Genomic DNA, 11,415 nt, shown 5'->3' with positions numbered 1-11,415 from the left:
CGCCGGCGCGAGACCGGCCCCGCGCCGGGGCCGCGCCCCGGCGCCCGGCACATCGCGGGTGGTCACTTCACCAGCCCGAACCGGCGCAGCCCCGCGGCCACCCGCTCCACGCCCTCGACGGTGCGGATGGTGGGGTTCATGGCCTGCCCGCTGAGCAGCACGTACCGCTTGTGCCGGACGGCGTCCATGTTCTTGGTGACCGGGTTGGACTCCAGGAAGGCGATCTTCCTGGCGGCCGACTCGGCGGTCTGCGATCTGCGGGTCAGGTCGCCGATGACGAGGACGTCGGGGTCGCGGTCGGCGACTGTCTCCCAGTTGACCTGCGGCCATTCCTGGTGGGTGTCGCCGAAGGCGTTCTTGGCGCCGAGGGCGCGGGTGATGATGCCGGGCGCTCCGCAGCAGCCGGCCATGTAGGGCGACTCGGAGTTGGCGAACCAGTACAGGAGGGTGACGCCGGAGGCGTCGATGCCGGCCGTGGCCTTCTTCATGCGCCGCTGGAGGGAGGCGACGAGTGCGTCGCCGCGTCCCTTCACCCCGAACACGGTCGCGAGGTCCCGGACCTCGCCGTAGACGGTGTCGATGTCCAGGGCGGTGTCGCGTGCGCCGTCGCCGCCGCCCGAGTTGTCCTTGCCGACGCAGTCGGACGGGGAGACGTAGGTGGGGACGCCGAGCTTCTCGAACTGCTCGCGGGTGGCGACGCCGCCCTTGCCGAGGGTGGAGACGAAGGAGGCGGCGACGAAGTCGGGGTCGGCGGCCAGGACGCGTTCGAAGGACGGGTTGTTCTCGGCGATGCGGGGCACCTTCGCCTCGGCCTTCTCCAGCCCCTTCATCACGGGGTCGGTCCAGGTGGCGGTGCCCGCGAGGCGGTCGGCCAGACCGAGCGAGAGCAGGATCTCGGTGGTGCCCTGGTTGAGGGACACGGCGTGCCGCGGGGCGGCCGTGACGCGGACCTCGTGGCCGCAGTCGGAGAGCGTGACGGCGGCCTTCGCCGTCGTGGGACCGGAGGCACCGCAGCCGGTCAGGAGCAGGGAACCGGCCGTCAGCAGGACGGCGGCACGGGCGGGTCGGGCGAGGGGCACGGGAACCAGTCCTCAGGCGTCGAGGGCCCATTCGCGGAGCCCGGTCGTACGGTGCTCCCCCGCCGCGCACGGCCGCGGGGGCCGCCAGCAGGTCTTCGGACTCGGGTTCCTCCGGATCGGGGCGCCTTCCCGGACGTCCGCGAGGGAGTCCAGTGGCCGAGGCCCCGCCCGTCCCCCTCACCGCTGCGCGTCAGTTCCGGATTCGCACCGGATTCCCTGACCCACGTACATGGGTTCGACTGGCCTCGGCAAGCTATCACGCGGGCCCGCCCGGGAATCATCGCCCGCCCGGAGCCGTTGCCCCGACAGCAGTTCGTCCACGACATTCCGAGGAGGCCGCCGGTGTACGGCGACGAGGCAACGGTCCGCAGGATCCTCACCGAGCTCGGCGACACCTGGGCCGTGGTGGGCCTGTCGTCGAACCGTCAGCGGGCGGCGTACGGCGTCGCCGCGACGCTCCAGCGCTTCGGCAAGCGCGTGGTGCCGGTGCATCCGAAGGCCGAGACGGTGCACGGGGAGCAGGGGTACGCGAGCCTGACGGACATCCCCTTCGACGTGGACGTCGTCGACGTGTTCGTGAACAGCGACCTCGCCGGTGCCGTCGCGGACGAGGCGGTCGCCAAGGGCGCGAAGGGCGTCTGGTTCCAGCTCGGCGTCATCGACGAGACGGCGTACGACCGGACGCGTGCGGCGGGTCTGGAGATGGTGATGGACCGCTGCCCGGCGATCGAGATCCCACGGCTGTCTCATGGCCGTGTACAGGATTCTTGAAGCGTTTCCCACGAAACACCCGCACCCGGTCAAGGCTGCACAACGCGTCTTCTGCGGCCGGTCGGCCGGTTCCTAACCTGAGGCCTCTTGCTCGCCGAACTCCCCGAGTTCATCTCCGAGAGGCCTTGTATTCATGGAAAGAGACGGCCTGCGCCGGGACGTCGGGCTGATCGGGCTCATGTGGGCCTCGGTCGGTTCCATCATCGGCTCGGGCTGGTTGTACGGCGCCGAGAAGGCCGTCGTGGCGGCCGGTCCCGCGGCGATCCTGTCCTGGCTCATCGGCGCGGTGGCGATCGTGCTGCTGGCCCTGGTGCACGCCGAGCTGGGCGGCATGTTCCCGGTCGCGGGCGGCACGGCCCGTTATCCGCACTACGCCTTCGGCGGGCTGGCCGGGATGTCGTTCGGCTGGTTCTCCTGGCTCCAGGCGGCGACCGTGGCACCGATCGAGGTCGAGGCCATGATCGGCTACGCCGGGCACTGGCACTGGGCGCAGGGGCTCCAGCACGCGAAGGACGGCACGCTCACGACGAGCGGTTTCGTTGTCGCCGTCGTGCTGATGGCCGTGTTCGTCGTCGTCAACTTCCTCGGCGTGCGCGTCCTGGCGCACACCAACAGCGCCGCCACCTGGTGGAAGGTGGCGGTGCCGCTGGCCGCGATCTTCATCATCGCGGCCGGCAACTTCCACCCGGGCAACTTCACCGAGCACGGCTTCGCCCCGTTCGGCGCCCATGGCGTGCTGAGCGCCGTCAGTTCCAGCGGCATCATCTTCGCCCTGCTGGGCTTCGAGCAGGCGATCCAGCTGGCGGGCGAGAGCCGTGACCCGCGACGGGACCTGCCCCGTGCGACGATCGGCTCGGTCGTCATCGGCGCGGGCATCTACGTCCTGCTCCAGGTCGTCTTCATCGCCGCCCTGCCGCTGAGCTCCTTCGCGCACGGCTGGACCAAGCTCGACTACCCCGGCATCAGCGGTCCGTGGGCGGGGCTCGCGACCCTGGTGGGACTCGGCTGGCTGAGCGTGGTGCTGTACCTGGACGCGGTGGTCTCCCCCGGCGGCACCGGCCTGATCTACACGACGGCCACGTCCCGCGTCTCCTACGGCCTGGCCCGCAACGGCTACGCGCCGAAGCTCTTCGCCCGCACCGACGCGCGCGGCGTGCCGTGGTTCGGGCTGATCGTGTCGTTCGTGACGGGCGTGGTCTGTTTCCTGCCGTTCCCGAGCTGGCAGCAGCTGGTCGGCTTCATCACCTCGGCGAGCGTGCTGATGTACGCGGGCGCCCCGCTGGCCTACGGCGTCTTCGCCGACCGGCTGCCGCACCGGGAACGCCCCTACCGCCTGCCCGGCGGCACGGTCGTGTCACCCCTGTCGTTCGTGGTGGCCAACCTCATCATCTACTGGTCCACCTGGGACACGCTGTGGCGGCTCGGCGTGGCCATCGTCCTCGGCTACGTCCTGCTCGGAGGCTACGCCTGGTACGCCACCCGCAAGGGCCTGCCGGACGCGCCCCGCCTGGACTGGAAGGCCGCCCAGTGGCTGCCCGTCTACCTGCTGGGCATGGGCGTCATCTCCTGGCAGGGCGGTTTCGGCGGCCAGGGGCACCTCACGCTGTGGTGGGACATGCTGGTCGTGGCCGTGTTCTCGCTGGCGATCTACTACTGGGCCCGGGCCTCGGCCTCCCTGCCCGCGGAGATAGAGCGGAGCATCGAGGAGGTGGCCGTCACGGAGGTGCCGGTGCACTGAGACCGGCCTCCATAATGTGCGCATGACCCACCCCCTTCCGCCCGTGAACTCCGGCGCCCCACAACGTTTCCCGGTCGTTGTCGTGGGCGCCGGTCCGGCGGGCCTGACCGTCGGGAACATCCTGCGGGCCGCGTCCGTGGACTGTCTGGTGCTGGAGACGGAGACCCGGGAGTTCATCGAACGGCGCCCCCGGGCCGGGGTCATCGAGGAGTGGGCCGTACGCGGTCTGGAAAAGCGCGGCCTCGCCCGCAACCTCCTGGACCGCGCCGAGCTGCACACCGCGTGCGAGTTCCGCTTCGACGGCGAGCGGTACCGGTTCCCCTACGGAGAGCTGACGGGAAGTCACCACTTCGTCTATCCGCAGCCATTGCTGGTGACGGACCTGGTGCGGGAGTACGCCGGCGTCCGGGGCGGCGCGATCCGCTTCGGGGTCCGGGACGTGCGCGTCCACGACCTCGACACCGACCGGCCGTGGGTGTCGTACACCTGCCCCGAGACGGGCGAGGGCCAGGTCGCGCACTGCGACTTCGTCGCCGGCTGCGACGGGGCACGCGGGGTGACCCGGGCCTCGCTGCCGCCGGAGCGGGTGCGGATCGCGCGGCACGACTACGGCATCGGCTGGCTCGCCCTGCTCGCCGAGGCGCCGCCGTCCGCCGACTGCGTGCTGTTCGGCTGCCACCCGCGCGGGTTCGCCGGGCAGATGCCCCGCAGCCCGGAGGTGACCCGCTACTACCTCCAGTGCCCGCCGGGTGACGACCCGGAGAACTGGCCGCACGAGCGCGTGTGGGCCGAACTCCGGGAGCGGCTCGGAGCGGCCGGGGTGCCGCCGCCGGCCGAGGGGCGGCTGATCGACAAGCGCGTGCTGGACATGCACGACTACGTGGTCGAGCCGATGGTGCACGGCCGGCTCTTCCTCGCCGGTGACGCGGCCCATCTGGTCGCCCCCATCGCCGCCAAGGGCATGAACCTCGCCCTGCACGACGCCTTCCTGCTCGGCGACGCGCTGGCCGCCCGGCTGACCACCGGTGACGGCAGCGGGCTCGACGGCTACGCGCAGGCGTGCCTGCGACGCGTGTGGGACTACCAGGAGTTCTCGCAGTGGCTGTCCGAGGTGTACCACGGCGCGGCGACGGGCGACCCGTTCCGCGCGGGCACCACGCTCGCCCGGCTGCGTCGCCTGTTCACCTCGCCCGCGGCGGCCGCCGCCTTCGCCGAGCAGTACCTGGGGACCGCGGCGCGGTACTGACGTCGTGCGGCTCAGTCGTGCGGCGCGGTACGGGCTCAGTCGTGCGGGGGCCGGTCGCTGAGGCGGTGGTCGGCCACGTTCAGCGCCTCGTCCACGAGCCGTCGCAGATGGCCGTCGCGCAGGGAGTAGACCACCCGGCGGCCCTCCTTGCGTGTGTTCACCAGGCCCGCGAGGCGCAGCCGTGCCAGGTGCTGGCTGACGGCCGGTCTGGCCGCACCGCACGCCTCCGTGAGGGTGGTGACGTCGGCCTCTCCCCCGGCCAGCGCGTGCAGCAGCGCGAGTCTGGTCCGGTCCCCCAGCAGGGCCAGCAGTTCGGCGGCGAGTGCGAGCTGCTCCTCGCCGGGGCTGCGCGGATGCGCATCATGTGCAGCTGACAGGTGCATGCGTGCGCTCATACGCACATAATGGCGCCACAGCCCGGGTACGTCCATTCCCAGCACTCCGGAAGGGGACCCACGTGAGCGACCGGCACGAGCACTCCCACCCGCACGACCACGGCCACGATCACGACCACGGCCACGGCCACGGCCACCGGCAGGGGCTTCGCCACCGGATGCGCCACCTGCTGACCCCGCACTCCCACGAGACGGCCGACAAGGTCGACCCCGCGCTGGAGTCCTCGGCGCGCGGGATGCGGGCGCTGTGGGTCTCGCTCGCCGTTCTCGGCGTGACGGCGCTGGCCCAGGCGGTCGTGGTGGCCGTCTCCGGGTCGGTCGCGCTGCTCGGGGACACGGTGCACAACACCGCAGACGCGCTGACGGCCGTTCCGCTGGGGATCGCCTTCGTGGTGGGCCGGCGCGCGGCCACCCGCCGCTTCACCTACGGCTACGGACGGGCCGAGGATCTGGCCGGCCTGGTGATCGTGCTGACGATCGCCGCGTCCGCGGTCTTCGCCGGCTGGACCGCCGTGGACCGGCTGCTGGATCCGCGCCCGGTGCAGCACGTGCCGGCGGTCGCCGTGGCCGCTCTCGTCGGCTTCGCCGGCAACGAGTGGGTGGCCCGCTACCGCATCCGTGTCGGCCGCTCGATCGGCTCGGCCGCTCTCGTCGCCGACGGACTGCACGCCCGCACCGACGGTTTCACCTCGCTGGCCGTGCTGCTGGGCGCCGGGGGCTCGGCTCTGGGATGGCAACTCGCGGACCCGATCGTCGGGCTGGCCATCACGGCGGCGATCGCCCTGGTGCTGCGGGACGCGGCGCGGGAGGTGTTCCGCCGGGTGATGGACGCCGTCGACCCGGCCCTGGTGGAGCGGGCCGAGCGGGCTCTGGCCGAGGTGCCCGGGGTACGCGGGGTGGGTGAGCTGCGGCTGCGCTGGATCGGTCACCGGCTGCGCGCCGAGGTGGCGGTGGTGGTGGACGGCGACTCGACGGTGCGCGAGGCACATCGCGTCGCCGTGGAAGCCGAGCACGCACTGCTGCACGCGGTACCGCGGCTGACCGCGGCCCTGGTCCACGCGGACCCGGAGCCGGCGCCGGGCGAGAGCGATCCGCATCTGCCGCTGGCCCACCACGTCGCGCATTGAGGTCCTGCCCGCGAACCGGGGGGTGGTCCACACGGCGGGGCCCGGGTCAGCAGACCCCGAGCCCCTCCAGCACCGCGGCACCGGGCAGTTCGGCGAACGCCTTGCCCGGGACCAGCAGCTTGCCGCGCCGCCGGCCGCTGCCGACCAGGACGTACGGCAGGTCGACGACGGCCGCGTCCACCAGGACGGGCCAGCCGTCCGGTAGTCCGAGCGGGGTGATGCCGCCGTACTCCATGCCGGTCTCGCCGGTGGCCGTGTCCACGGAGGCGAAGGAGGCCTTGCGGGCGCCGAGCCGGCGGCGCACGACGCCGTTCACGTCGACGCGGGTCGTGGAGAGCACGACGCACGCGGCGAGCGTGGACTCGCCGCCCCGCTTGCCCGAGACGACCACGCAGTTGGCCGACCGCTCCAGCAGCTCATGCCCGTAGTGCTCGACGAAGGTGGCGGTGTCGGCCCACTCCGGGTCGGTGTCGACGTAGACGATCTGCTCGGCGGGGACGCTGCCCCGCCAGTGGCGTACGGCTTCGGCCACCGGGGTGGTGAGTTCCCCGAGGCAGTCAAGGGCCGGGCGGGCGTCGTCGAAGTGCCCGATGGGTGCGCGCATGGGCGCACGGTAGCAACGGCGGGGCGGTGGCGGGCCGGGCGTCTCAGGTCACGGGTGGCACCGAGACGGCCATGACCATCTCCATGGGCGCCTCACCGGTGTTGCCGTAGACGTGCGGGACGTTGGCCTCGAAGTGGACGCTGGCCCCGGCGGGCACGCGGTGCTCGACACCGTCGACGGTGAGGGTCAGTTCACCCGCCGTGACGTGCAGCAGCTCGGTCGTGCCGGCGGGGTGGGGGTCGGAAGGGCTGCTCTCGCCGGGCATGAGCCGCCAGTCCCACATCTCCAGCGGTCCGGGCGCCTCGGTGCCCGCGAGGAGCCGGTTGTAGCTGCCGGCGTCGGTGTGCCACAGCCGTACGGCCTGCTCGGCCGGGACGATGCGGACGTTCGGGCCCTGCTCGTAGTCGAGCAGGGTGGTGATGCTGATGCCGAGAGCGTCGCCGATCTTGACGACGGTGCCGAGGCTGGGGTTGGTGCGGGCCTGCTCGATCTGGATGAGCATGCCGCGGCTGACACCCGCCCGGGCGGCGAGCACGTCCAGGGTGAAGCCGCGCACGGCGCGCCAGTGCTTGACGCTCCGCGCCAGGGACTGGGTCAGCAGGTCGAGGTCCGACACGTTCCGTCCAATATTCTGTATGACACAGTGCAACCTGCCGCACTATGGTGTGGTTGACCTGATCGTTCACTGCACTGTACTGCGAGGTATCCGTCCCATGACAGCGCTCTTCGCCCTGGCCACCAGCCTGCTGTGGGGGCTGGCCGACTTCGGCGGCGGCCTGCTGACCCGGCGCACGCCCGCGCTCACGGTGGTCGTGCTCTCGCAGTCGATCGCGGTGGCCGTGCTGGGCGTGGTCGTGGTGGCGACCGGCGGCTGGAGCGAGGCGGGACCGCAGCTGTGGTGCGCCGTCGCGGCCGGGCTGGTCGGGCCCGTGGCGATGCTCGCCTTCTACAAGGCGCTCGCGCTGGGCCCGATGGGCGTGGTCTCCCCGCTGGGGTCGATCGGCGTGGCCGTACCGGTCGGGGTGGGCCTCGTGCTGGGCGAACGCCCCGGCCTGCTGCAGTTCCTCGGCATCCTGGTCGCCGTCGCCGGGGTGTGCCTGGCCGGTGGCCCGCAGTTCCGCGGGGCCCCGGTGCAGCGCCAGGCCATCGCCCTGACCCTGCTCGCGGCGTTCGGCTTCGGCGCGGTGATGGCCCTGATCGCCGAGGCGTCGTCGACCCTCACGGGACTGTTCCTCGCCCTGTTCGTGCAGCGGGTGACGAACGTCGCCGCGGGTGGAGCGGCGCTGTACGTCTCGGTGCGCCGCGGGTCGCCCGCGCTCCCGGCGGGCGGCTTCCCCTGGCGGTCCCTGCCCGCCCTCGCCTTCGTCGGCCTCGCGGACGTCGCCGCGAACGGCACGTACTCCATCGCCGCGCAGCACGGCCCGGTGACGGTCGCCGCCGTGCTGGCCTCCCTGTACCCGGTGGTGACGGCCGTGGCCGCACGCGGTGTCCTGCGCGAACGGCTCCAGGCGATTCAGGCCGCGGGAGCGGGCCTGGCCCTGGTCGGCACGGTGCTGCTGGCGTCGGGCTGATCCCGTCCGGGCCGTCGTCCCCGGGGCGCCCGCCGGTGTCGGGACCGGCGGTTCAGGAACCCGGCTCCAGCTCCGCGAGTCCCGCCGCGGCCTCCTCGTCCAGCTCGGCGAGCCGGGCCGCCGTCTCCTCGTCCAGGCCCGACAGCGCGCTCAGCTGCTCGGGCGTGACGCCCTCCGGTATCGGAACCGGCGCCGGGGTGCGCAACGGGGGCTGCCAGCCGTCGGCCGGGGTCCAGCGTCGTACGACGCGGGCCGGGGCGCCCGCGACGACGGCGTGGTCGGGGACCGTGCCCCGGACGACCGCGCCCGCGGCCACCACCACGTTCCGCCCGATCCGGGCGCCCGGCAGGATCACCGCTCCCGTGCCGATCCAGCAGCCGGGCCCGATCTCCACCGGTTCCATCCGCGGCCACTGCCTGCCGATCGGCTGGTGCGGGTCGTCGTAGGAGTGGTTCGTGGACGTGACGTAGACGTAGGGGCCGAAGTAGCAGTCGCTGCCGATCGTGACCGTGGTGTCGGCGATGACGTGACTGCCGCGGCCCAGGACGACACCGTCGCCGACGCGCAGGATCGGGTCCGGGCCGAGGTCGAGGTCGGGCATGAGGCCGGCGGTGAGGGTGACCTGCTCGCCGATGATGCAGTGGGAGCCGAGGTGGATCCACGGTTCGCCGAAGACCGTGCCGAGCGGGAAGGCGAGCCTGGTACCTGTTCCTATCGCGCCGAACCGGTACCGGCCGGGGTGCTCGGCGGTGACGGAGGCCGTCCGCTGCATCCAGGCCCAGCCCGCGTGGACGGCGCGCTGCGTGAGGCCCCGCCGCCAGGATGAGAACGTGTTCTTGCGCTTCGGCACCCGCTCACCGTACTCAGCGGGCGCTCACCGGGCGGCGTGGGATGCCTGTGATCTTCGCCCCACCGGGTGGCGTACGGTGTGCGCGTTGTCCACGAGGCTTGGGAGGCGGACATGGGTCGGCAGGCGATGATCACGGGCATCGGCGGCAGGGAGCCGGAGATCGACGGGACGGCGTTCGTGGCGCCCACGGCTTCGGTGATCGGAGGCGTGACCCTGGGGGCGGGGGCGAGCGTCTGGTACGGAGCCGTGGTGCGCGGCGACGTCGAGACGATCTCCGTGGGAGCGAGCAGCAACGTGCAGGACAACTGCACCCTCCACGCCGACCCGGGCTTCCCCGTGCGGATCGGTGAGCGGGTGAGCGTCGGGCACAACGCGGTGGTGCACGGGGCGACCGTCGAGGACGACTGTCTGATCGGCATGGGGGCGACGGTGCTGAACGGCGCCGTCATCGGGGCCGGATCACTCGTCGCCGCACAGGCCCTGGTCCCGCAGGGCATGGTCGTACCACCCGGGTCGCTGGTGGCGGGAGTCCCCGCGAAGGTCCGGCGGGAGCTGTCGGAGGAGGAGCGGCAGGGGGTCACCCTCAACGGCACGATGTACGCCGAGCTGGCGAAGGCGCACCGCGACCTTCACGCGTGACGGGGGGCGGGTCTACTCCGCTGCGGCCACGGGCTGGGCCTGCTCCGCCTGGTGGACCTGCTGGGCCTTCTTCGCCTTGCGCTTGATCACCAGCATGGACGTGAGGCCCACCAGGACCGCCGCGACCAGGCCCAGCCACGAGAAGCGCTTCAGCCAGGACTCCGCGACGATGCCGACGTAGTAGATGACGGCGGTCGTGCCGCCCGCCCAGAGGATGCCGCCGAGGACGTTGGCGATGAGGAACTTCCAGTACGGCATGCGCAGCACGCCCGCGAGGGGGCCGGCGAAGATGCGCAGCAGGGCGACGAAGCGGCCGAAGAAGACGGCCCACATGCCCCACTTCTCGAAGGAGCGCTCGGCGGTGGCGATGTGGCCCTCGCTGAAGTGCTTGGGGAACTTGTTTCCGAGCCAGGCCAGCAGGGGCCGTCCGCCCTTGCGGCCGATGGCGTAGCCGATCGAGTCGCCGATGATCGCGCCGGCCGTGGCGCTGGCGCCGAGGACGACGGGGTCGATCTCACCGTGCTGGGAGGCGAGCAGCGCCGAGGAGACCAGGATGATCTCGCCCGGCAGCGGGATGCCCAGGCTTTCCAGGCCGATGACCAGCCCCACCAGTGCGTAGACGGCGACGGCGGGTACGGTTTCGAGCCACTCCTGGACGTGCAACGCCGGTTCCTTTCCCTGAGCTTGCCCGCGGGCTTCCCTGCGTGCCCCCGGAAGCCTACCGGCTCTTAGGACGTCCGCGGCGGCTCAGGCGTTCCAGCTCCACTCGGCGACCTCGGGCAGATCGGTGCCGTGCTCCCGGATCCAGGCGTGGTGGCGGGTGCGGGCGTCGGCCATCCGCTGGCGTACGGCCGTGGCCCGCACCGCGAGGCCCGGGACCCGGTCGATGACGTCCATGACCAGGCGGTAGCGGTCGAGGTCGTTGCGGACGACCATGTCGAACGGCGTGGTCGTGGTGCCGGCCTCCTTGTAGCCGCGCACGTGCAGGTGGCCGTGGCCGGTGCGGCGGTAGGCGAGGCGGTGGATGAGCCACGGATAGCCGTGGTAGGCGAAGATCACCGGCTTGTCGGCGGTGAACAGGCCGTCGTACTCGAAGTCGCTCATGCCGTGCGGGTGCTCCCCCTGGGGCAGCAGCCGGGCCAGGTCGACGACGTTGACGACCCGCACGGACAGCTCGGGCAGGTGGCGGCGCAGCAGGTGCGCGGCGGCCAGGGTCTCCTGGGTGGGGACGTCCCCGGCGCAGGCCAGGACCACGTCGGGCTCGCCGCCGTCCTCGGTGCCGGCCCATTCCCAGATGCCTGCGCCGCGGGCGCAGTGCACGCGGGCCTCGTCCATGGAGAGCCAGTCGAAGCAGGGCTGCTTCCCGGCGACGATCACGTTGACGTAGTCGCGGCT

Annotated in this window: 12 protein-coding genes, 1 pseudogene and 1 riboswitch; of the genes and pseudogenes, 6 read left to right on the top strand and 7 right to left on the bottom strand. The window is 72.4% G+C overall.

Annotated features, from left to right (window positions below):
• Positions 1-62: 62 nt before the first annotated feature.
• Positions 63-1,079, bottom strand: a complete 1,017-nt coding sequence (locus AB0I06_RS21750) for an ABC transporter substrate-binding protein (protein WP_363120474.1) — start codon at positions 1,077-1,079, stop codon at positions 63-65.
• 68 nt (positions 1,080-1,147) lie between these two features.
• Positions 1,148-1,338: riboswitch (cobalamin riboswitch) on the bottom strand.
• An 83-nt stretch (positions 1,339-1,421) separates the two neighbouring features.
• On the opposite strand from AB0I06_RS21750, the gene AB0I06_RS21745 reads away from it, so the two are divergent.
• The 3 genes from AB0I06_RS21745 to AB0I06_RS21735 all read left to right on the top strand — a co-directional run bounded on the left by AB0I06_RS21745 (position 1,422) and on the right by AB0I06_RS21735 (position 4,834).
• A complete protein-coding gene (locus tag AB0I06_RS21745; protein ID WP_363120473.1) occupies positions 1,422-1,850 on the top strand; it encodes a CoA-binding protein in 429 nt (142 codons plus the stop codon).
• A 133-nt stretch (positions 1,851-1,983) separates the two neighbouring features.
• Positions 1,984-3,588: an APC family permease gene (locus AB0I06_RS21740; RefSeq protein ID WP_363120472.1), complete on the top strand. Its 1,605-nt coding sequence runs from the start codon at positions 1,984-1,986 to the stop codon at positions 3,586-3,588.
• A gap of 22 nt (positions 3,589-3,610) precedes the next feature.
• The gene (locus AB0I06_RS21735; RefSeq protein WP_363120471.1) at positions 3,611-4,834 is read left to right on the top strand and encodes a 4-hydroxybenzoate 3-monooxygenase; all 1,224 of its coding nucleotides are present in this window, start codon (positions 3,611-3,613) and stop codon (positions 4,832-4,834) included.
• Between the two features lie 35 nt (positions 4,835-4,869).
• Here AB0I06_RS21735 and AB0I06_RS21730 read toward each other — a convergent pair whose 3' ends face one another.
• On the bottom strand, positions 4,870-5,229 hold the full coding sequence (locus AB0I06_RS21730; protein WP_363120470.1) for a metalloregulator ArsR/SmtB family transcription factor: 360 nt from the start codon (positions 5,227-5,229) through the stop codon (positions 4,870-4,872).
• 62 nt (positions 5,230-5,291) lie between these two features.
• Here AB0I06_RS21730 and AB0I06_RS21725 point away from each other — a divergent pair, with 62 nt between their 5' ends.
• Complete coding sequence (locus AB0I06_RS21725) at positions 5,292-6,356, top strand: cation diffusion facilitator family transporter (protein WP_363120469.1); 1,065 nt, start codon at positions 5,292-5,294, stop codon at positions 6,354-6,356.
• Positions 6,357-6,402: 46 nt separating this feature from the next.
• Here the strand turns inward: AB0I06_RS21725 and AB0I06_RS21720 are convergent, their stop codons facing one another.
• Both AB0I06_RS21720 and AB0I06_RS21715 read right to left on the bottom strand, forming a co-directional pair.
• Complete coding sequence (locus AB0I06_RS21720; RefSeq protein WP_363120468.1) at positions 6,403-6,960, bottom strand: YbaK/EbsC family protein; 558 nt, start codon at positions 6,958-6,960, stop codon at positions 6,403-6,405.
• 43 nt (positions 6,961-7,003) lie between these two features.
• Positions 7,004-7,576 carry an XRE family transcriptional regulator gene (locus AB0I06_RS21715; RefSeq protein WP_363120467.1) on the bottom strand — a complete coding sequence of 191 codons (573 nt, stop codon included), beginning with the start codon at positions 7,574-7,576 and terminating at the stop codon, positions 7,004-7,006.
• Between the two features lie 97 nt (positions 7,577-7,673).
• Between AB0I06_RS21715 and AB0I06_RS21710 the strand changes: the two genes are divergently transcribed.
• Entirely contained in the window at positions 7,674-8,531 is an 858-nt protein-coding gene (locus AB0I06_RS21710; RefSeq protein ID WP_363120466.1) for a DMT family transporter, read from the top strand.
• Between the two features lie 52 nt (positions 8,532-8,583).
• Here AB0I06_RS21710 and AB0I06_RS21705 read toward each other — a convergent pair whose 3' ends face one another.
• Positions 8,584-9,381, bottom strand: coding sequence for an acyltransferase (locus AB0I06_RS21705; RefSeq protein ID WP_363120465.1), 798 nt, complete (start codon positions 9,379-9,381; stop codon positions 8,584-8,586).
• 111 nt (positions 9,382-9,492) lie between these two features.
• On the opposite strand from AB0I06_RS21705, the gene AB0I06_RS21700 reads away from it, so the two are divergent.
• Entirely contained in the window at positions 9,493-10,020 is a 528-nt protein-coding gene (locus AB0I06_RS21700) for a gamma carbonic anhydrase family protein (protein ID WP_363120464.1), read from the top strand.
• A gap of 12 nt (positions 10,021-10,032) precedes the next feature.
• Here the strand turns inward: AB0I06_RS21700 and AB0I06_RS21695 are convergent, their stop codons facing one another.
• Positions 10,033-10,683 (bottom strand): DedA family protein, encoded by a 651-nt coding sequence (locus AB0I06_RS21695; RefSeq protein WP_363120463.1) that lies wholly within the window; start codon positions 10,681-10,683, stop codon positions 10,033-10,035.
• Between the two features lie 84 nt (positions 10,684-10,767).
• A pseudogene (locus AB0I06_RS21690) lies at positions 10,768-11,415 on the bottom strand (phosphoketolase); the annotation flags it as partial.

The sequence above is a fragment of the Streptomyces sp. NPDC050674 genome (genome assembly GCF_040654575.1).
Taxonomy (GTDB): Bacteria; Actinomycetota; Actinomycetes; order Streptomycetales; family Streptomycetaceae; genus Streptomyces.
Note: the sequence above shows the minus strand (reverse complement) of the source record. Positions and strands in the feature narration are given on the sequence as shown.

Bases quoted from the DNA above. Each gene is read 5' to 3' on its own strand.
- AB0I06_RS21710 (WP_363120466.1), top strand. From the start codon at position 7,674: ATGACAGCGCTCTTCGCCCTGGCCACCAGCCTGCTGTGGGGGCTGGCC.
- AB0I06_RS21735 (WP_363120471.1), top strand. From the start codon at position 3,611: ATGACCCACCCCCTTCCGCCCGTGAACTCCGGCGCCCCACAACGTTTC.
- AB0I06_RS21700 (WP_363120464.1), top strand. From the start codon at position 9,493: ATGGGTCGGCAGGCGATGATCACGGGCATCGGCGGCAGGGAGCCGGAG.
- AB0I06_RS21730 (WP_363120470.1), bottom strand. From the start codon at position 5,229: ATGAGCGCACGCATGCACCTGTCAGCTGCACATGATGCGCATCCGCGC.
- AB0I06_RS21740 (WP_363120472.1), top strand. From the start codon at position 1,984: ATGGAAAGAGACGGCCTGCGCCGGGACGTCGGGCTGATCGGGCTCATG.
- AB0I06_RS21720 (WP_363120468.1), bottom strand. From the start codon at position 6,960: ATGCGCGCACCCATCGGGCACTTCGACGACGCCCGCCCGGCCCTTGAC.